The sequence below is a fragment of the Streptomyces sp. NPDC096310 genome (assembly GCF_044763125.1).
Lineage (GTDB): Bacteria > Actinomycetota > Actinomycetes > Streptomycetales > Streptomycetaceae > Streptomyces.
This window is the reverse complement of record NZ_JBIWFO010000011.1, coordinates 40092-61322: the sequence shown is the minus strand read 5'-3', so window position 1 is coordinate 61322 and position 21231 is coordinate 40092. Positions and strand designations below refer to the sequence as shown.

The 21231-nt window shown below is 73.3% G+C and carries 11 protein-coding genes; all 11 read right to left on the bottom strand.

The annotated features are described in order from the left end of the window. Positions 1-8: 8 nt before the first annotated feature. The 11 genes from argF to ACIQ7D_RS21405 all read right to left on the bottom strand — a co-directional run bounded on the left by argF (position 9) and on the right by ACIQ7D_RS21405 (position 21207). On the bottom strand, positions 9-1019 hold the full coding sequence (argF, locus tag ACIQ7D_RS21455; RefSeq protein ID WP_403939804.1) for an ornithine carbamoyltransferase: 1011 nt from the start codon (positions 1017-1019) through the stop codon (positions 9-11). Between the two features lie 181 nt (positions 1020-1200). Further along, positions 1201-2433: an arginine deiminase gene (locus tag ACIQ7D_RS21450; RefSeq protein ID WP_403939802.1), complete on the bottom strand. Its 1233-nt coding sequence runs from the start codon at positions 2431-2433 to the stop codon at positions 1201-1203. Positions 2434-2451: 18 nt separating this feature from the next. Then, entirely contained in the window at positions 2452-4782 is a 2331-nt protein-coding gene (locus ACIQ7D_RS21445) for a hypothetical protein (protein ID WP_403939800.1), read from the bottom strand. Next, entirely contained in the window at positions 4782-6998 is a 2217-nt protein-coding gene (locus tag ACIQ7D_RS21440) for a hypothetical protein (protein ID WP_403939798.1), read from the bottom strand. Before ACIQ7D_RS21440 ends, ACIQ7D_RS21445 begins: the two co-directional genes overlap by 1 nt. Then, the gene (locus tag ACIQ7D_RS21435) at positions 6995-9595 is read right to left on the bottom strand and encodes a hypothetical protein (RefSeq protein ID WP_403939796.1); all 2601 of its coding nucleotides are present in this window, start codon (positions 9593-9595) and stop codon (positions 6995-6997) included. The genes ACIQ7D_RS21440 and ACIQ7D_RS21435 overlap by 4 nt, the downstream gene beginning before the upstream one ends. After that, positions 9592-13458: a tubulin-like doman-containing protein gene (locus ACIQ7D_RS21430; RefSeq protein WP_403939794.1), complete on the bottom strand. Its 3867-nt coding sequence runs from the start codon at positions 13456-13458 to the stop codon at positions 9592-9594. Before ACIQ7D_RS21430 ends, ACIQ7D_RS21435 begins: the two co-directional genes overlap by 4 nt. 57 nt (positions 13459-13515) lie before the next feature. After that, entirely contained in the window at positions 13516-15978 is a 2463-nt protein-coding gene (locus tag ACIQ7D_RS21425) for a VWA domain-containing protein (protein ID WP_403939792.1), read from the bottom strand. Positions 15979-15990: 12 nt separating this feature from the next. Further along, positions 15991-16497: a Pycsar system effector family protein gene (locus tag ACIQ7D_RS21420; RefSeq protein ID WP_403939790.1), complete on the bottom strand. Its 507-nt coding sequence runs from the start codon at positions 16495-16497 to the stop codon at positions 15991-15993. Beyond that, complete coding sequence (locus ACIQ7D_RS21415; protein WP_403939788.1) at positions 16494-18032, bottom strand: hypothetical protein; 1539 nt, start codon at positions 18030-18032, stop codon at positions 16494-16496. Before ACIQ7D_RS21415 ends, ACIQ7D_RS21420 begins: the two co-directional genes overlap by 4 nt. Beyond that, the gene (locus ACIQ7D_RS21410; RefSeq protein ID WP_403939786.1) at positions 18029-20383 is read right to left on the bottom strand and encodes a hypothetical protein; all 2355 of its coding nucleotides are present in this window, start codon (positions 20381-20383) and stop codon (positions 18029-18031) included. Before ACIQ7D_RS21410 ends, ACIQ7D_RS21415 begins: the two co-directional genes overlap by 4 nt. Then, positions 20380-21207, bottom strand: a complete 828-nt coding sequence (locus ACIQ7D_RS21405) for a hypothetical protein (RefSeq protein WP_403939784.1) — start codon at positions 21205-21207, stop codon at positions 20380-20382. Before ACIQ7D_RS21405 ends, ACIQ7D_RS21410 begins: the two co-directional genes overlap by 4 nt. Between the last annotated feature and the right edge of the window lie 24 nt (positions 21208-21231).

Genomic DNA, 21231 nt, shown 5'->3' with positions numbered 1-21231 from the left:
CCTCGCCCTCAGGCCTCGTCCTCGGCCAGCGTCGCCACCAGTACGGCCTTGATCGTGTGCATCCGGTTCTCCGCCTCGTCGAAGACCACCGAGTGCGGCGACTCGAAGACCTCGTCGGTGACCTCCAGCTCGGTCAGTCCGTGCCGCGCGTGGATCTCGCGGCCGACCGCCGTCCCCAGGTCATGGAAGGCCGGGAGGCAGTGCAGGAACTTCACGTTCGGGTTGCCGGTCGCGCGCAGCACATCCATCGTCACGGCGTACGGACCGAGCGCCGCGATCCGCTCGTCCCAGACCTCCTTGGCCTCGCCCATCGAGACCCAGACGTCCGTGACCACGAAGTCCGCGCCGGCCACGCCCTCCGCGATGTTCTCCGTGAGGGTGAGCCGCGCGCCACTGGCCTCGGCGGCCTCACGGGCCAGGGTCAGGATCTCGTCCGCGGGCCAGTAGGCCCGCGGTGCGACGATCCGTACGTCCATACCGAGGAGCGCGCCGGTGACGAGATACGAGTTGCCCATGTTGAACCGGGCATCGCCCAGATAGGCGAAGGCGATCTCCGGCAGCGGCTTGGCGCTGTGCTCGGTCATCGTGAGCACGTCGGCGAGCATCTGCGTGGGGTGCCAGTCGTCCGTCAGACCGTTGAAGACGGGGACGCCCGCGTACGCGGCCAGCTCCTCGACCGTCGCCTGCTCCGACCCGCGGAACTCGATGCCGTCGAACATGCGGCCGAGGACCCGGGCCGTGTCCTTCGCGGACTCCTTGGAGCCGATGTGCGAGCCCGCCGGGTCGATGTAGGTGGTCGACGCGCCCTGGTCGGCCGCCGCCACCTCGAAGGAGCAGCGCGTACGCGTCGAGGACTTCTCGAAGATCAGCGCGATGTTCCGGCCGCGGAGCCGCCGCACCTCGGTGCCCGCCTTCTTCGCGGCCTTCAGCTCGGCGGCCAGTTCGATCAGGCCGCGGAACTCCTCCGCCGTGAAGTCCAGCTCCTTGAGGAAGTGGCGGCCTTCGAGGTGTATGGCCATGGTGGCTGCTCCTGGGCGCGAGTCGTGGGTGTCGTATGCGGGGTGGACAACGGCAGGGGACGCCGGAACGCCCCTGCCGGACATTCCGGAGACTGGAACTCTATACGATGAGCCGTATTGCTATACAGGTCGCTGTACGGGCCGCGGGCCCTGAACGGGCGGTGGAGACGGTCCCGCTCCACTACACCGCGTCCCGCTCGACGGGGCAGCTCATACAGCGGGGACCGCCCCGGCCCCGGCCCAGCTCGCTGCCGGGGATCTCGATCACCTCGATGCCCTGCTCGCGCAAATGGGTGTTGGTGGTGATGTTGCGTTCGTACGCCACGACGACGCCGGGCTCGACGGCCAGCACGTTGCAGCCGTCGTCCCACTGCTCCCGGGCCGCCGAGTGCACGTCCTGGGTCGCGGCCAGAACCCGGATCTCCGGTAGCCCCAGCGCCGCCGCGATCGCCCGGTGCATGTGCTCCGGCGGATGGTCGGTGACCTTCAGCTCCGTACCGTCACCGCCCGGTTCGATGGTGTACGAGCGGAGCATGCCGAGCCCCGCGTACTGGGTGAAGGTCTCCCCGTCGACCATCGTCATCACGGTGTCGAGGTGCATGAACGCCCGCCGCTTGGGCATGTCGAGCGCCACGATCGTGGTGGCGGAACCGGCCGCGAAGAGCCCACGGGCCAGCATCTCGACCGCCTGCGGGGTGGTGCGCTCACTCATCCCGATCAGCACGGCGCCCGCGCCGATCACCAGCACATCGCCGCCCTCGATGGTGGAGGGGTAGTCGTCCTGCCCCTCCGACCAGTGGTGGAAGGCTCCGGCCGACGGCGCCGCGAAGAGCGGATGGTGCCGGTAGATCGCCTCGAAGTGCACGGTCTCCCGCTGCCGGGCCGGCCAGCGCATCGCGTTGATGGAGACGCCGTCGTAGATCCAGGCCGAGGTGTCGCGTGTGAAGAGGTGGTTGGGCAGCGGGTCGAGCAGGAAGTCGTCCAGCGCCATCACATGGAACCGGACCGAGGTCGGCTCCTCGTGCCGCTCCAGGAACTCCCGCTTCGTCACCCCGCCGACCAGCGCCTCCACCAGGTCGGCCGTCGGCAGCCCGTCGAATATCTCCCGGAGATGGCCGGTGGCGAGCGGACCGTACTCCTTCTCGTCGAAGACCCGGTCCAGCACGAGGCCGCGGGCCTCGGGCAGGTCGAGGCAGTCGCCGAGGAGATCTCCGAAGAGATGGACCTGGACGCCCCGGTCACGCAGGACGGCGGCGAACGCGTCGTGCTCCTCCTGGGCGCGGCGCACCCAGAGCACGTCGTCGAAGAGCAGCGTGTCCTTGTTGCCGGGGGTGAGGCGCTTCAGCTCCAGATCGGGGCGGTGCAGGATGACGCGGCGCAGCCGCCCGGTCTCGGAGTCGACATGGAATCCCATGGCTCCATCGTCGCCCGCTCAGTGGAACAGCGCTATCAGCAGAATCACTACGCCCACGACAAAGAGGACGACCATACCGGCGAAGATGTTCCGGCCGTCCGGCGGTCGCCGCTCCGGCTCGCGCCGCTCCTCGCGCCCGCTCCCGCGCTCGCCATCGGTATCGGCGGTGCGGTCGGCCCCGAAGTAGCGGGCGAAACGGCGGAGGGGAGGGTCGGCCGGACGGCCCGGGGGCCGGTCGGGCCGGGGCGGGAGCGGGGGTGGTGACGGCGGCGGTGGTGAGGGAGGTGGCGATGACGACGGGGGTGGTGGCGGAGGTGGGGGCGCTGTGTACGACGGAGCCGAACGGCCCCGGTCCGGCGCGGCTTCGACGGCGTACCCGTACGGCGGCCGGGGCGCGGATAACGCGGGCGTACCGGGCGCGGCGGGTGCGCCGGGGAGCGGGGGCGGTAAGGGCGCGGCCGGGGCGGAGCCGCTCTCGCGCCATCCGGCCCTGACGATCGCCAGCCAGACGTCCTTGCCCAGCCCCGGGGACTTCTCCCCCTCCAGGATCTGTTCGACGGCGGCCCGGCCGGCTCCGCTCGCGTCGCCGCTCAGCCTGGGCAGCAGTTCGAGCAGCCGGGCCCGGAACGGCCCCACGTCGGCCAGCGGTCGCACGGCCCAGCCGTACAGCGCGGCGGCGTTGGCCGCGCGGGTCTCGCGGGACGGCAGGCCCACGGAGGCCGGCCACGGCCGGTCCCCGACGAACAGCTCCCTCTTGAGCACGGCGTCGCACAGTTCGTGGCGTCGGTTCCTGGGCCACTCGGCGTACCGCGTGGCGATCTCCCCCACCAGCGCCGAGACCGCCGCGTAGTGCAGCCCGTCCTCCCCCATGGCCGCGATCAGGCTTCTGCCGCTGCTGCCGCGCAGCGCGTCCCTGACATTGCGCGAGGAGGCGTTCGGCTCCTGGAAGGTGCGCAGCACGGCCAGGAGATGGTCGAGTTCGACGGTGATCTTGCGGCGGGTCGCGAAGAACCCGGCCGAGTCCGGCACGACCGGCCACTCCGGCGGAACCGGCCGGAACATCCGGCGCCCCTGCCGTCGCGGTTCGGGCGCCTGCTGTACGGGCGTCTCCTGTACGGGCGTCCGCTGTACGGGCGGCGCCGGGGTGTACGACGGCGCGGGCGCCCCGTACCGGTCGTCGGGCCGGTGTCCGTACGGGTCGTGATGCCGGTCGCCTTGGCGGTCGTCGTGGCGGTCACCGTCGCCGTAGGGGTCGCGGCGCGGCCGGTCGTACGCGTCGCCCGTCCCGTACGGGTTCCCTTGCTCCTCCGGGCGGTCGCGGTCGTACGGCACCCGCTGCGGGGACGGCGGACGCTCCTCGTACAGATCCCGCTCCGTGGGGTTCCGCTCCCTGGTGTCCCGTTCCCGCAGCTCCCTTTCCCGTCCGCGCGGCTGCCGCTCGGTCAGCCGTGCGAGCGCGTCTTCCGCCGTGTCCAGGAGGGTGCCGCGGGCGCCGGGCGGCCACGGGCCGGAGAGCGCCGCCAGCGCCTCGGCCACCTCGTACTCGCGGCCCTCTCCCCGTTCGATCCGGCGCAGATAGTGCCCGACCAGCCCGGCCGCCAGCGCCTGGGCCCGGTCGTCGGTCCGTTCCCCGGGGTCCGTCCGCAGCCGCTCGGTGGACTGCGGGGCCGGGCCCGGCCAGCGCCGTACGAAGACGAAGCGGGTCGCCGGGGTCTCGACCGTGTCGTGCGTCGCGAACGTCCAGCCCTCGGGGAACAGCCCGCTGAAGATGCCGTACAGCCCCCACAGCACCCGGTCGGGCGCGTCGCCGCCGTGCCGGTCGAGCACCGTGAACCGCTGGCCCGGGTGGCGCAGCAGCTCCGCGGCCATCGTGGTCAGGGAGTCCGCCAGCCCGGGCAGTCCGGCGAGCAGCGCGCGCTGGCCCTTCTCGGCGGACGCCAGCAGCTCCGCCACGCGCACCTGTTCCAGTACGCCCCTGACCCTGCCCAGCGGCAGCCCGCTGCCCTCCCACTCCCAGTCGTGCAGCCCGAGGCAGGTCTCGGGGTCGAGGGTCTTGGCCGGGCCCAGCAGGGCATGGCACACCGCACCGGAACGTCCGTCCGAATCAAGTACGGGGGCTCGGCGCACGAACAGCACTTGTCCTCGGTTCCCCAGCCTGACCAGGGCCGGGACCGTCTCGGAGGCCGTGGTGCGCAGCAGCGGCGCGGCGCTGTTGAACAGGCTCTCTGCGGTGTCCCGGTCGCAGGACCAGGCCACCGGGCCGAATCCGGTCGTACCGAGGCTGTTCTCGGTGTCCCAGCGGAAGACGATCTGGTCCACCAGCTCTTCCTGACGGGCGATCGGAGCCATCAGGTCCCCACCTCTCTCAGTTCCGCTCCGGGGAGGAGCCCGCACATGGCGAAGATCGACAACAGCGGTGCCAGGACGCGTCGCGGCCTGACGCCGTGGGGGTAGACGTCGCCGCGCTCCTGCGCCCCGGTCGCCGCCACGAAGTGGAGGGTGCAGCGCGCGCAGTCGTCGAACGGCTTCAGCCAGGCGGGGCTCCCGTGGTGGGCGACGAACGCGTAGGCGTCACGGCTCTCCGCGCGCAGGGTCTCCTCGTCCAGTTCCACGGGCAGGGCGCGGCTGAGCCAGCGGTCGGCGGACGGGTCGAAGCGGATCAGGTCGCTCTTGTTGAGGGCGACGGCGGCGGGCGCCTCGATATAGGCGCCGAGCCGCGGGATCCGGTTGAGGACGGTGGTGAACGCCTCGTCGCCCAGGTCGCGCTGCTGGAGCCTGGTGCGCGCGCGGACGGGGTCGAGCGAGGGCAGCCGCAGGGCACGCAGCGGGTCGAGGACGAAGATGAAGGCGCCCACGCCCATGAGGAAGCTGGTCACCTCGCCGTTCTGTGCCAGGTCCTCGCCCGCGAGGTCGAAGAAGACCACGGGCCGGGTGCCGTCGGCTCCCGTGACCAGCAGTCCGTCCGTGAAATGCGCGAAGGAGGCGTGCCCGGTGGATTCGAGCACCTTGCCGCGGTGCAGCCGCTGGACCCGTTCCTGAAGGAACTCGCGGTGGGTGTCAGGGTTGAGGGGCAGGCACTTCAGTCCGTACGGTTCGAGGCCGCCCTGTTCGATCTCGCCGAGCATCGCGGCGAGCAGATGGGTCTTGCCGGCCGCCGAGCTGCCCACGAGGGCGATGGTGAGCGGTTCGCCGCTGTTGAGATAGGGGACGGGCAGGTAGTGCGGCGCCCCCACCGGGGCGTGCGGGCAGGCCTGGTACGCCTGGCGCAGCGCGTCCTGGTAGTGCATGGGGCGCCGTTCCGCGCTGAGGTCCAGCGGTTTGGCGACCTTCTTGGAGTCGAGGGTGACCAGCCGGCTCTGGTCGAAGGAGACCGGGAGCAGGCAGTGCGGGCAGAGTGTGGGGCGGCGCGTCGGCTGCGCAGGGCGCGGGGTGTTCTCGACGGGCCGGGGCGGCGGAGCGGGGGTCGTCCCGGTCAGCCAGGAGCGCAGGGAGCGGCGCGGGGGCGGCGACTCGTAGTACGTCAGGTCCTCGGCCGCCTCCTCCGGTGGGTCGTCCCGCCCGGTCTCCTGGCGCTTCTTCGCCCGCTGGATGTCGAACTCGGCGCGGGCCCGGCTGAGTACGTCCGCGCCGCCGGTCGCGTGCGCGAGCGGGTCGGGGACGTTCAGGAGCCGCATCAGCTCGCGGGCGGACGGGCGCCGGTCGGCGCGCGGTGCGAAGGCACCGCCCTCGTGGAGGGCCGCGAGCCGGCGGAACTCCCCGAGGTCGGCGGGTGGTCCTGTACCGGGTCCCGGTCGGCCTGCCAGCAGGAAGTAGACGAGCTGGGCGACGGACCACAGGTCGTCCCTGGGATCGGCCCTGCCGGCGCCCTCCCGCTGCTCGGGGGAGGCCCAGGGCGCGGCGCCGTAGGCCTCCCGGGGCTCGCCGGCACGCAGCGCCCCGTACGGCTCGGCGAGCCGGACATGGGTCCCGTCCCAGCGGACGGTGTACGGGGTGATCGCCCGATGGACCAGTCCCACCTCTTCCAGCAGCCGTACGGCCAGGACGAGTTGCGCGATCACCTTGCCCTGTTCCTCGACCGTGAGGGTGCCCTGGCGGCGGGCGATCGGCTCGCCCTCGGGGACGCGGTAGAGCACGAAGGGCTCCGGCGCCTCCAGGTGGAAGCCGACCATGCGGGTGAAGACCTCGCCGTACCGCTCGGAGCCGTACCGCCGCTCCATCGCGACCCCGGCGCTGACCTGACGCTCCAGTGCGCTGTACGCGGCGGGGTCGGTCTGCGCGCTGAAGGGCAGCCGGTACTGAAGGACGCGCCATCCCTCGCCGAGGGTGACCGGACGGGCCAGCAGCGGGGCGGGTTCGGGCATCCGGAGGTCGGGGTGCAGCCGGGCGGCGAAGCGGACCGCCTCGCCGCCGTGGGTGAAGAACTCCAGCTCCACGGAGTCGCCGTGCGCCCGTGTACCGGCGGGGCCGCCTCCGCCGGGCCCGTTCCCGTTGTCGCGGGGGGCCCTGCCGGGCTCCCCGGCGGTGGGGTCGTCGCCCTTCCTCGTACCGTCGTTGCCTGTGATCATGGCGCGTCCCTCTGCTCGGCCCGGACGGTCCTGACGATCTCTCCGCGCAGCGGGACCAGCCGCAGCACACCCGCGTGGCGGCCGCCGGGCGTCCACACCACGTCCTCGCCGGCCCCCGCCCCGCTGTCGTGCGCGGGGTCCTGTTCGGTGCCCCGGCGCATCGCCTCGGGGGCGAATCTGACCCTCCGTATCCCCATCGGATCCCTGGACAGCATCCTGCGGTCCTCGGCGGCGCACAACGGCACCACCTCGTCCGTGTCGTCGGCGGTGGAGATCAGCCGTGCCGCGTGGTCGGCCGCCACGCCCAGCAACTCGGCCGCCCCCGGGCGCAGTTCCGGGTCGGCGGCGAAGTGCGGTGCCGAGGTGGCGCCGTCGCGCAGCAGGACGGCGTGCTCCTCGTCGAGCACATCCAGCAGCGGACGGCGCAGGGAGACCCGGCCCGCCTCGGCAGGGTCGCGTTCGACGGCCGCCCACCGTCCGGCGAGGATCCCCCGGACACCGTGGGCGAGATCGGCGAGCAGCGTGTCCACGAGGGCGGGGCCGCCGTCGCCCCACTCGCGCTCCAGCCAGGGCGGATCGGCCGGGGCGGCGGAGGGCCAGGGGTCCTCGGGGAGGTCGTACTCCAGCGGCGCGGCCGGTTCCGTGCCCGCCGCGCCGCCCGACCAGCCGTCGTCGGCGGAGCTGTCGCCCCAACTGTCCCAGTTCCAGGCATCACCGGGCTGCTGAGCCGGGCCGTCCTGGGCGAAGGCGTCCTCGGCGGCGGGGGCCGTGGAGTACGTGGCCCGGCTGGCCGTGTGCGCGGCTCCGCCCCGGTCGCCCCGGTCGGCGGCCGGCGCGGCGGTCATCAGCCGTTCCTCGACCGTCTCGGCGAGGCTTCTCACCATCAGGGAGACCGCGCGCGCCCCGTCCGAGCAGTGGTAGCGGGCGTCGGCGAAGAGCCAGTCGTGCAGGACGGTCTCGATGAGCAGCCCGTCGACGGCGACGAGGGCGTCCGCCGCGAACGCCGTCTCCGTCTCCCGCCACCACAGGTCGACGGCGGCCGTCCAGTCCCGCGCCACGAGCAGCCCGAGAGCGATGAGCGCCAGGCCCAGCCCGGCCGCCCCCGCCCAGAGCGGCAGATCGAGCAACTGCCCGGTCAGCGCGCCGCCGACGCCGCCCGCCACGCCCGCGACCAGCCGGAGGCCGGAGCGGGTGGTGCCGCCTCCGTCGAGACGGCCGTCGTAGGAGCGGCTGGGCCTGCGCCGCACCATGAGCAGGGTCAGGGCCGCCGCCGCGAACCCCGTCAGCGGGCCCAGCACCCAGCCGAGCACCGGCCACAGCCCCGCGACGAACGCCAGCAGGAAGACGGGCGCCGCGTGGACGAAGGGCGAGCCCCGCACCGTGAACGGCGGCGACACGGCCAGCTCCGCCACCCGGCGGGCGGGGCAGATCTCGTCGAGCCTGGCCAGCCGCGCCGCGCTGCCCGCCGGGGCGGACAGGTCCGACAGCGCGCCGAGCCGGGCGGCGACGGAGCGCAGCGGCAACCCGTACGCCAGCAGCCTTTCGGTGTACGTCCGCAGGCCGGGGCCGACATCGGCGCGGGGCGCCGCGGGGAGTTCGGGCAGTTGGATGCCGCGCTTGAGGAGACGGCCGCGCTGCTCCGGCCGCAGCCGGTCGCCGCCTCCGTCGCTGAGGGCGCCCGCGATGGTGTCCCGGTACGCGCCGAGCGCCTCCGAGAGCTCCTCAAGACGCTCGGGCAGGTCCACGGCGCGGGCGCGCGGGATGAAGAGCGAGGTGGGGCGCCGTACCTGTTCGTAGTCGTCCTCGGCGTCCCGCAGCGCCCGGTCGCCGGCCAGCCGCGCCTCCTCGGCCGGTCCGCCGGGCACCAGGCAGGAGCCGTCGGCCAGGGTCCCCGTCGGCACCTCGCCGAGGAAGCGGGCCAGCCCGGCGGGGACGGAGTCGCCCGCGCCGGAGCCGGGCGCCGTCGAGCCGGACCAGGCCCGTGTCTCCGTACGCGCGCCGGGCGAGCCCTCGGTGACCAGGACGGGCGCCGGGATGTCCTGGCCCGCCAGGTTCTCCAGCGTCCGCCGCCAGGCGCGGGTCCTGGCCTCCTCGGTCAGATCGTGCTCCAGGACCTGGGCGGCGGGCACCGCGACGCCGTGCAGGACCTCACCCAGTTCACCGAGGACGGTGTCGAAGAGGGCGGCGTCGGCGAGCAGTTCGACCAGCGGACGCAGCGCCTCGTCGGCCTCCTCGGGGAGCGGTACGTGTTCGCCGTCCCGGCCGCCCGCCCCGGCGAACACGTCGGGGATCCACAGCACTCCGGCGGACGGCGGACTCAGCGCGTGCGGGCGGCGCAGGGCGCGGTCGCCCCCGCCGCTCTGGGCCAGACAGAGCACCTGGGCCGGTCCGTACGCGTAGAGCCGTTCGTAGAGGAGCTGGTGCGCGACGAGTTCGGCGGCGTCGTCGAGGACGAGGAAGCGCCGTACGTCCGACTGCCGCGTCCGCGCCAGGGCGTCGCCCACCTCACCGTGGAGGGCGGCGGGGGCGTCGGCCGGGTCGCCGCGGTGACGCAGGTCGAGGCAGACCACCCCGGCCTGGAGTCGGTCCGTGATCACAGCCTGGTCCCCTCCTGCCCGTCTCCGCGCCGGCGCGGCGCGCCCCGTCCCGCATCGCCCCGTCCTGAGCCGCCCCGTCCCGGGTCGCCCTGGTCGGCGTCGCCGCGTCCCGGGCCGCCCCGGTCGGCCTCGCCGGGTTCGCCGTCGCCCCACTCGTCCTCGTCCCACGGGTCGGCCCCGCCTTCCGGGCCCGCCGTGCCCCCGCGCTCGTCGGGCTTCGGCCCCCGGGACCGGGCCGGCTTCCTGTACGGCGACTCCTCGTACCGGGATTCCTCATGGCGGGACTCCGCGCGCCGGGGGCGCTCCACACGGGGCTCCTCGTCACGCGGTTCCTCGTAGGACGGGTCCTCGTACGGCGGGTCCTCGTACCGCCGTGGCTCGCTCCGCGTGTCCTCGTGGCGAGGTTCGTCGTACCGCAGGTCGTCGTAGCGCGACGGCTCGTGCCGGGTGTCGTCGTACCGAGGGTCCTCGTAGCGCGACGGCTCATGGCGCGCACCGGCGTACCGCGGGTCTTCCTCGTACCCCGGGTCCTCCTCGTACCGGGAGTCCTCGTACCGCCGGTCCTCCTCGTACCGCGACGGCCGCGCCTCTCCACGCGGCCGTTCCTCCTGGCGCGGTGGCTCCTCGTGGCGGGGCCTGACGATCCTCGGCTCCTCCTCGCGGTACTCCGTGGAGGGCGCCGCGCGGCGGTGGCCGTTGGTCCTCGCGGCGGCGGGGGCTCCCCTGCCCGTCCCCGCGCCCTGCGTGTGACGCTGGTCGAGCGCCCGCAGAGTGGGCCGCGTGGGCCGCTGCGCGCCCGGGAAGCGCAGGTCGAGCGCGCCCGCGAAGGTCTGCTCCCAGAAGTGCCGCAGCGGTACGAGCCATTCCTCGTCCTCCGCGGTGAACTGCCCCGACAGCTCGTTCAGCAGCTTCAGTTGGCGGGGCGCCACCTCGTGCACCAGTGTGCGGAAGAGGCGGGAGGGCGGGGCCGGCGTCGTGGACAGGCCGGTGGGCTGGGTCCGCATCAGCCGGTCGCAGAAGTCCTCGATGATCTGCCCCTCGTCCAGCAGGGCCCACTGCTCGTACGCGCGCAGCAGCCCCGCCCAGCTCGACACATTTCCGTCGAACGAGTCCAGCCGCAGCGTCATCGTCGCCGCGTCGCCCTCCTGGAGCCGGATACGGATCAGCCCGGGTGAGGCGGGATCGCCCTCGATGTCGACGCGGTCGTTCCACATCGCGCACAGCAGCCGGTGCAGGATGCGCCGGCGGTCCTCCTCCGTGCTGGCGAGCCAGTCGTCGCGGTGGCCCAGGCGCTGCCTCCAGTGCAGGAAGTCGTCCCCGCCGGAAGCTTCGCGCGCCTCTGCCCACAGCCGCAGCGCGTGCCGGACCTCGGAGACATCGGTGAGGCTCATACCGCTGCGGAAGAGCACGACGGTGATGGCCTCCGCCTCCACGGCCCGGAACTCCGGGGCGATGCCCGGATCCCTGGGCAGGTTCAGCTCCTGCTGAAGGTAGCGGGCGGCCCGCCCGTCGGCCTCGCTCTGCGGGTGCACGATGAGCACCTTCAGCGGGCCGCTGCCGTCCGGGGTGAAGCCCACCGGCAGCAGCCCGGCGAGCTGTGAGCGGAACTGCTCCAGCCAGCGGCTGTCGACCGTGGCCTCCGCGTCCTCGTCACCGGCCGCCGCGCGCAGCAGCACACCGAGGGAGGGCAGCAGAGGACGGTCGTCCAGCACGCTCGCCTCGCCGAACAGCGCCTTGACGCGCCGCTCCACGACCTGCTTGATCTCCTTCACCGCGGCGCGCGGGGAGCGGCGTACCGCGTCCAGGGCGCGCTGCCAGTCCTCGGGGTGGACCAGCCTGCTCAGCAGCCCCGCGGCGTCCGCGTTCTCCGGCAGGCTCTCGTGCTGGGCCAGCCGGTCGAAGACATCGTCGTAGAAGGCCCGGAGGTTGTTCTGCGGGGGCAGCAGATACGACACCCCCGTACGGTCGTCCCGGTACAGCTCCTTGCGGCGCTCGGCGAACAGCTTGCGCTCGTCCTCCTCATGCGCGCGCAGCGCCCGGACCAGCTCCGTGACCTCCTTCATGGAGCGCATCAGCGGCGGGCGCCAGCGGGACTCCTGCTCCTTCCAGCCGCGGTGCCACTGCCGGTTGGCCCGCCAGCGGTACCACGCGTCCTGCTCGTCCACCGCTTCCTGCGCGTCGGGGTCGCCCCAGCGGGCCGGGACCATTCCGCCCACCGAGCCCTTGATCCGGGGGATCGGCGGCGCGGAGGGCTCGACGCCCTCGGGGCGCTCCGGATCGTTCTTCCGGTTGTCCAGCATCCCGGCGAATCCGGCCTCGGCCGGGCGCTGCGGATGGCCCGGCAGCCCGGCGATCACCCGTTCGAGCCGGAACGGGCCGAGCAGGCCGAGCAGTTCGCGGGCGCCGGTGCCCGGCTTGAAGTCCTCCACGAGCCGGGGGATGTCCCGGTCCAGCTCCCGGTCGAGCCGGCCGAGGCCGACCTCCATGTCGCCGATCCGGTCGCGCAACGCCTGGCTGATCGCCCGGCTGCCCTTGGGGAGCGGGTCGGGCGCGGGCACCTCGGGCGCCTCGCGGGTCCACAGCCGTCCGATGCCCGACCGGTCGAAGAGGTCCCTGACGAGCTGGGTGCCGTCCTCGTCGTGGCGCCTGGCGTCCTCGGCCATGCCGCGTACGGCCTGGGCCAGCAGCCGTCCCGCGACAATCTCCGCGAGGTCGTCGACGGGGACGGTGAGGGAGGCGGCCAGGCTCGTGGACATGCCCCGGTAGCCGATTCCGGAGCGGGACGGGGTGGAGCGCTCGACGCTCTTGTTGACGAACCCGGCGGCGAACGACTGGTGGTCACCCTCCGTGCGCCCCTGGGCGGTCTCGTCGCCGAGTTCCGTGCCGATCAGGGAGAGCACCATCGCGGTGATGGACCGGCGCAGGTCCTCGGGCCGGATGCCGGAAGGCCGGCTGAAGAGGAACGCGGTCTGTACGGTCGAGGGGCGCAGCGCGACGTAACCGTCCCCCGGGTAGCGGACGCCGAGCACGCCGCGCTGTTCGACGTCGCCGAAGTCGGCCTGCGCGTCGGGCACGTTCTGGTCGTCGACCAGCCGGGAGAGGTCCACCAGCGCGCGGGCCGAGTTCAGTTCGGCCTCCCGGCCCCCGCCGGCCTCCGGCGGGAACGCCGACGGCATGACCACCAGCGGATAGATCTTCACCCCGGGCACCTTGGACTTGCGGAACTCGTGCCCGATGAGGTGGAGGAAGTCGTAGAAGATACCGGCGCCGGTACCGCCCGCCACGGAGAACGCCACGAACACGTCGCAGCCGCGGATCTGCCGGCCGCCCATCTCACGCAGATCGCCCGCCGAGCCGGAGATGGTGCCGATGGCTGCGCGGAGTTGGCGCAGCACCGGCTCCAGTCCACTGCGCAGGGTCGCGAAGAGCGCGGCACGGCCCACCGTGGGGAGCTGTCCCGCACCGTTGTGCAGCGGCGCCACGCGCGGCTGCCGGTCCTGGGGCGGCAGCCAGTCGTGGGTCTCGTCGTGCAGGGCGACCCGCAGCATGCGGGTCACCTCGGGCGAACTGTCGTAGTTGGCCGGCAGCAGGTCGTGGATCACGCGCGCGGTACGGGCGTACGCCGCGGCCTCGGTGCCCTTGGCGCTGAGGTGCGGCAGCCGGTTCAGCTCGGACTCGCTGAAGTCGGCGTACACGAACTGGAGGCAGTCCGGAAGCTGGAAGGGGGCCCGCCGGCCGTCCGACACCAGTTTCGTACCGTCGGGGCCGCACAGTTCCCGGCGCAGGCCGCGTTCCAGTTCGGCGCCGATTCTGCCTCCGGTGCCGCCCAGACCGACGAACAGCATGGGCTGGTAGATCTTCATGTCGTCTCCCGTAGGGCCGTCGCCGCGTCGCGGTGACGGCCCGTCGTCACTCAGAACTCAGAAATTCGGGTCGAACCGGCTCGCGCCCGCCCGCCGCTCCCCCTCCCCGGTCGGCGCGCCACCGCCGTCGCCGGGCGGTCCGTTCTCTCCCCCGGCTGGCGTACGGGGCGACCTGACCCGGGCACTGTCGCGGTCCCCGCCACGGTCGCGGTTCCTGCCCCGGAGCCCGGTGCGGGCGTGGTCCCCGTCGCCGGTACGCGATGCCCTGCCACCCCGGGTCCGGTCACGGTCGCCGCGTCCCCGGCCGGTGGCCGCGCGCCGGTCGTGGACCACCAGTTCCAGCCCGTCGCCCAGCGCGGCGGGCTCCTCAGGCCGCAGCGCGCGCTCACGGCCCTCCGGTGGCTTGAGCAGGAACTCGCCCGCAGCGGTGCGCCGCAGCCGGTAGGAGGCGGCCGCGCCCGGTCCGCCGCGCTGGAGCGAGGGCGCCGCGCCCCGGGCCCGGTCGATCACGAAGTGGAACACGCCGCCGGGGCTCTGTCCCGTCCTCACGGTCAGTTCGTCGGGCCGGACCCCCTCGCCGCGCAACTCCAGCTTCACGCCGACGAGATCGCGGCGGCGCCGCTTCGCCACGTACCGCACCGCCAGGAACCCGGCGAGGGCCAGCAGTACGCCGGCCGCCAGAGCGACCGCCCACCACAGCCGGTCCCACCAGGTGGGCACGGGGTCGACGTCGGCCTCCAGGAACGCGTTGTCCAGGACGCGCCCCCCGTCGGCGGTGTCGGCGGCCGTGACCCGGGCACCGATCTCGCCGGGCGCGGTGCCGGAGCCGATCCTGACCCGGAAGGGAACGCTCTTGCCGGTGCCCGCGGCGATCTCCACCTCGGCGGGGCTGATCGTCAGCTCCTTGCCGGGCGGCTGGTCGGCGAGGGCGAGCCGTACCGTACGTGTCTCCTCGGCCTTGTTGTCCACCTTCAGGAGGCCCTTGACGCTCCCGCCCGGGTGCACGATGTCCCGCTCGACGGTCAGCGACGCGGTGACCGGCGGAGGCTCCGAGGTGATGCGGGCGTTGAACGGCCGGTGGTCGCCCGTGACTCCGGGCGCGGCCATCTCGGCGGTCAGGGCGAGGTCCCCGTCGGCGGTGGACGGCACGGTCAGCGTCCCGGTGAACCGGACGTCCCCCGCGCGCGCGTCCGGCGCCTTGCCGTCGTCCGCGAGCGGCACGGACACCGGTTCGAAGCCGCTGCCCGTGAGCCGGGCCGCGACCGTGATGCCCTTCAGCTCGTCCGGGTCGTCGAGGACGACGCCGCGCCGGGTCTGCATCCGTACCTCGACGGAGGTCTTCTCGCCGGGGCGGGGGGACGCGGGGTCCAGGATGACGGAGGAGCGCAGCCGGCCCTGCCAGATGGCGCGCACGGCGACGACACGCTCCCGGTGTCCCTCCGGCGCTTCGAGATGGACGCGCCAGCGTCCGGGACGCGGATTTTTCACCCGCAGCGCCTCGACCGGCCCGCTCTGACCGGTGATCTCGAAGGTCGAGCCGTCGAACGACCCGTCGGTGACGACCTTCCGGCCGCGCGGGTCGTAGTAGGTCGCGCTCACCTTCGGATCATGTTTGCTGACCGTGATCGAACCGTCCGTGGCGATCTTGGGGATGGTCACGTACAGATCGGTGGGCGGCTTGCCCTCCGTGCCCTGGACGACCTGGGCGCAGCGGGCGGCGGCGAAGGTCTCCTGGAGCGCCTTGTCGATCCCGGCGGCGCTGCCGACCACCCTCAGCCGCGGGGTGGCCGAGGGCAGTTCGGCGCAGCCGTTGCGGAAGCCGCCCTCGGCCATCTTCTTGAGCGCGTCCCGGTCGATGGCGTCGCCGAATCCGAGCGGCCAGATCTGTACGGACTCCTCGCGGGCCCGGGCGAGCTGTTCGGTGAGCTGGCGGGCAGCGTCGGCCTGGCGGCCGGCCGCGTCGGCGCCGTACTCCGGGCTGTCGCGGACGTCGAGCTTGCCGTCGGTGAGCAGGAAGATCACCTTCGGTGCGTCGGGCGCGCCCTTCTCGGTGAGCCGGGTGAGCGCCTGGCGCAGGGCGGCCGGGAAGTCGGTGCCCGGGCCCATCCTGGCGTCGCGGCGGGAGAGTTCCTTGACGCAGCCGTTCAGGTACGAGCGTCCCGAGGAGTTGACGACGGTCGGGGGGCACACCTCGTCGACCGGGGTCTGGCCGGGCTTCTCGGAGCTGCCGAAGCCGATGACGGTGGCGCGTGAGCGGTCCGAGATCTCACCCTGGGCGATCAGCGCCGCGGCCTCCACCTCACGGTTCAGGTCCTCCTCGGAGAGGCTGTCCGACTGGTCGACGACCACGGCGAAGTCGATGGGGTCGGCCCCTTCGGTCACCGCGCCGGTCCGGCCGGGCGCGCCGGCGGCCTGGCCCGGGGCCGCGCCGGTGACGGCGATCAGCCCGGCCAGGGCGAGCAGGACGCCGGCCAGATGTCTCACCGCGGCCAGATGGGTCGCGCGGGTCGTGTCTCTCATGTGCACCGTCTCTCACCACAGCTCACTCAGTAGGACCAGCACCGCGCCGAGCATCAGGGAGCAGCCCCCCATGCGCAGCCAGCGGTACTTGGCGGCCAGCACCGCGGCGTGCACGGTCGCCTGGCTCAGCAGCCAGCCCACGACGTCCTCGCCTGTCGTGTTCAGCCGGACCAGCAGTTCGTCGGACGGGGTACCGGCGAGGAGGTCGCGCAGGAAGGTGTTCTCCGCCCCTATCCGGGTGCGGGGCAGGACGACCGCTATGAGCATGAGCAGTCCGGCCACGCAGAGGACCCCGCCGGCGGAGAGCAGGGAGATCCGTACCGGGGCGAGGGGCTGGTGCAGTCCGTCCTTGGTGAACGCGACGGCGCAGAAGGCGATGGCCCCGGAGAGCAGGATCGCGGCCTTCGTGTCGGCCCTGCCGATGTCCTCCCGGACCGAGACGACCAGCCGCTCGGCCAGATATCTGACGTCGGCGCTCTCGGATCCGTCCGGCCGCAGGGCCGGGACTCCGCTGCTCATTCGTCCCCCCAGTCGTCGAAGTCGGCGCTCGGCCTGGAGCCGTGCCGCGCGCTGCCGTGTTCGTCGCCCCGGTCGCCCCGGTCGCCCCGGTCGCGGCGGTCGGCGCGCCCGCGGCGCGCGTCGCGGTCGCGTTCCGCGGACGACTCGACCCTGGTCGGCCGGTAGACCCGCGGTTCGTCGTCCCACGGGGGGCGGTCCGGTTCGCCGCGGTCGTCCCCGTAGCCGTTCTCGCGGTCGTCGCGGTGGCCACCGCGCCGGTCGTCGGCGAAGCCGTCCCCGTCGTCCGCCCGTCCGGCACGGTAGGGCTCCTCGCGCCGGCGGCGGACGGGGCCCTCCTCCAGCTCGCGCCTCGGCCGCTGTCCGAGCAGCACCTGGTCCGCGACTCCGCCGATCACCGCGCCTCCGCTCTCCCGGAGCAGCCGCAGAGTTTCGAACATCTGGTCGCCGATGTCGTGGCGTTCGAGGTGTCCGGTGTCGAGCAGCCGGTTGAAGAGGTTGATGAGGTCGGTCTGTCCCTCGCGCTTCTGCTCCCTGATGGCCTCGCGGATCTCCCACTCCTTGGCGGGGTTGCGCGCCATGAGGTGGATGATCTCGGCCTCCTGGCCGCGGCGGAGCACCGCTTCGAGTTCGGCGGCGCGCTCCCTGACGAGCCTGCGCTCCATTGCCTCCTTGCGGCGGTCCGCCTCGGCCTGCGCCTCGTCCCTGGTCATGTCGAAGTCGATGTCGTCGCGCTCGCTCTTGCGCTGGCGGACGACATCGCTCAGATCGATGAACACATGGATGCGCAGCCGCAGTCCGAGATCGCGGCCCAGGTCGATACGGCCCTTGGCCAGTTCCTCCTGGACGGCCTCGTCGGCGCGCTGCGCGTCCGTGAGCCGGAAGCGGCGGGAGAGCTGGCGCAGCGCGAGGAGGAGTTCGCCGTGGAGCAATTCGCGTACGTCCCAGACGCGCTTCACGACGACGGTGTGCGGCTCCTCGACCTCCCAGTGCACCTCGGCCCTGGCCTCGAAGAACTGGGCGTCGCCCGCGGCGGGCAGGGCCAGTTCGAACGAGGTCACGTTCCGCCCGAGCAGCACCTCGAACACGGTGTACGGGGCCCGGAGTCTGGGTCTGTCGACATCGTCACGGCGGTCGGGCCACACCACGCTGTGCCCGCCGTTCTGGTACAGGAGTACGGCGGCGATCTGGCCGCTCTCGCGCCGGTAGGGCGGCCTGCGTTCGCGCACCAGCGGGCCGACGGGGATGTCCCGGTACTGCTCCACCTCGTCCTCGGTCCCCGGCTGCTCCGTCATCCCCGGGCCCCGCCGGTCCGGTGTCGCGTGGTCGGGGCGGCGCTCGGCGTACCGCTGCTCCCCGTACCGTCGTTCCCCCTCGCGGCGGACGGCGGGGCGCTGCTCGCCGGCGCGCTGGTCACCGGCCTGCCGTTCGCCGTCGCGCCGGGGCGGCTCCTCGTGCAGCCACTGCGCGTACTGCTGTTCGCCACCACGGTCACGGTTCCCCTCGGCGGATCGCTCTTCGTACGGTGACGGGCTCATGCCTCGGCCCCCTCTCCCACCGCGTCCCACATCGTGCGGGCGGCGGTCTTGTCCAACGGTTCGTCGGGGTCCTTGACCAGCCGGGCCAGCAGGTGGCGCAGCCGGTCGCGGTCCCTGCGCTCCTCGGCCAGCCGGACCAGGAAGTGGCGGACGAGCTCCAACTGGTGGGTGTCCGCGGCGGCCTGGCGCAGCAGGAGGGCGAGGGCGTCCTGGGTCGCGGCGCCGGCGCGTGGGGTGGCCAGTGTGCGCCGCACCAGGGAGGCCAGCCGTCCGGTCAGTCCGGGATGGGTCTCCAGCAGGGCGGAGAGCAGCATCCGTTTGGCGTGCGCTTCGAGTGCGGGCATGTCCTGGAGGCCCCACAGGAAGGTGGTACGGGTGCGCAGCGCGCGGATCACGGTCAGCAGGGCGAGGGTGGCGGGGCCCCGCCGGGTGTCGCGCAGCCAGGCGTCGAGACGGTGGACGACGGTCTCCGGCTCCGGTCCGGCCAGCAGCCGGGTGACGCTGAACGACGCGTCGGACAGGATGTCCGTGTCGTGGGCCGAGTCGGTCTCGTCGTGCGCGCGGACGGCCACCTTGGCCAGGGCGTCGAGCGACGCGGTGACGGACCCGGCCGCCATCCCGTAGCCGTGCGCCAGGACCGCGGTGGTCAGCAGCTCTTCGTGGCCGCTCTTCGTCCAGTCCTTGAGCAGGGCGGCGACGGCGGGTTGTACGGAGGGTTCACGCGCCGCCTCCGCCAGGGCGGTCGCCGCAGACATCCGCTGTACGGGGCTGTCGGAGGAGGCCATGGGGACGACCAGCTCGCCGGAGACGTAGGGCAGGTCCCAGGAGCACAGCACTCCGGCGGCGATGGACGCCCGTACCCACAGGACGGGCCGCGGATCGTCGCACAGGGTCCGCAGCCAGCGGACGAGGGGGCCGCGCGCGTTGTGGTAGCCGTGCCACACCTCGCGCAGCACCGCGGTCGCCAGGGCCTGGCCCTGGAAGCGGATGACCCGTACCGGTACCTGGGCGTCGCCGAGGTCCAGCTCGCCGTCCTGGAGCACGGATCTCGCGGCGACCGGCCTGACCTCCGCGTGGGTGCCGAAGAGCCTGCGGCCCGTGGGGGTCCCGGGGTCGAGCGTGACCGCCAGCTCCCAGGCGAGCTGTTCGCCCGCCTCCGCGGTGAGGCTGTACGGGGAGCCGTTGAAGACGGCGACGGCGATACGGAACGCGGCGGCGCTCAGCGTGGGCAGGGCCTCGGGCAGGGTGCCGGGCCGGTCCGCGCCCGCGAACCAGCTCCTGGCCTGCGCGTCGACGAAGGTCGCACAGTCGGCGAGGAGCTGGCGGTGGGTCAGTTCCGACTTCTGGCGCCGGGCGAGATGGTCGGCGAGCCGGGCGGCCTCGCCGGGCCGCAGCTCGTCCAGGCCGAGCGCGTCGGTGACGTCCTCCCCCGCGGCGAGGGCCAAGGCCTCGTCCAGGGCGCCCTCGTCCGCGTCCGCCAGGAGGACCCGGAGGTGCTGGAGGAGGACCTTCTCGGAGGGCGGCGAGGCGCAGACCACTCCGTACCGGCCGCGCAGCAGCCGGTCGGCCAGTTCGCCGTTCTCCACGACGAGCACGCCGAAGGCCCCCGCCTTGACGAGCTTGCTCCGCAGGCCGTCGAGGTGCAGCTCGGTGGGGCCGGCCCGCCGGACGCGGGTCCTGGTGCGGCCGCCCACCTGCTCGGTCTCCTGCCATCCGGTGTCCTCGGACTCGATCGCCAGGAGATGGCCGTGACCCGGCTCGATCTCCTCGATCTCGTGGACCTTGACGCCGGGGTCGAGCCGCGTGACCTTGTCCCCCGCCACGCCCGCGAGCAGGGAGAGCGCTGTCGCCGTACGGCCGCTGTTGCGCTCCCCGCAGAGCACCAGCAGTCCGTGCTTGCGCAGCCGCTTCTCCATCTCCTCGTAGTCGGGGGCCTCGCAGTACACACCGATGAGGCGGGTCAGCTCCTCGGCCGGGACGGGGCCCTGGACCATGGCGTGTCCGCCGCCGATGCCGAGCCGTCCGATGAAGGTGTTGCCTTCGTAGTACTGGCCGTCGGCGCCGAAGCCGATGGCGCGTCCCGTCTTGCCGGCCGCGAAGGTCTGGAGGGCCGCGTGCGCCGTACCGGAGCCGCCCGTACCGCCGCCGCCGAGGGGGTTCCGGCCCGCCTGGTCGAAGGGGTTGGGTTCGGGGGGTTCGGGGCCGTCGCCCTGCGTCCGCCGGTCGGCGCCCTTCTCGGGCTTGTCGGCCTTCTTGTCGGACCGCTTGTCGGCCGCGTTCCTCTCGGGCGACCGGTCCTCGGACTCGTCCTGGGGATCCGGTACGTCCGGTGTCTCGTCCTGGTCGCTCATGCGGGCTCACCCGGCTCCGGAGAGGCGGGGCCCCGGCTCTTGCGGATGCCGGTGAATCCGTGCATCACGTTGTTCTCGAAGTACTGGAGGTCACCCTGGGCGGTGATGACCCTCCCCGTGGAAGGTGGCGGTGGGCCGTCCCCCGGTGTCGGCCCACCGCCGGTCTGTTGCCGCGCCGCACCGCCGCCGTCCGGAGGCGCGCCCCCGTCGGGCGCTCCGGCCGCCCCGGCCAGGCCGGAGAGGGTGGACGCGGGTAACCGCGGGATGTGTAACCAGGCGGTCTCGTCCGTCTCCTTGAACCGGACCCGTGTCCTCACATAGTGCTCGGGCTCCACGTGGCGCCCGCCTTCCGCCACCACGTTCACGTACAGCCAGTCGGAGACGACCAGCAGCAGGTCGGAGCCGGGGGCGTCCGTCATGGTCCGCTTGGCCGTCGGGCTGTCGCAGAGCCGGCAGGCGAGGTCCACCGCCCGGCCCACCAGCCCCCTGCCGTCGTCGAGCACGGGGCCCGCGTTCATCCCGATCCGCAGCCGCAGCCGCTGCGCGCTGCCCGCGTTGTGCTCGCGCAGGTACTGGTAGAGCGCTTCGAGCCAGCCCCCGACCATCAGGGACGACGGTGTGCCCGGGTCGAGCGCGGTGAGGATGCCGTCCCCGCGGTCCTCCTGGTGACGGCCGCGCGGATCGATGTCCACGGCGGCGAACGCCTCGTCGAACGCGCCGTACAGGGCGTTCCGCATCCGCTTCTTGGCTTCCATCCCCAGCCTGCCCGAACCACTGACATCGCCGAAGACCACCAGTCTGCTGACCGCTCCCACACTGCTCACTGTTCCCCCTGTGCCGTGGTGACA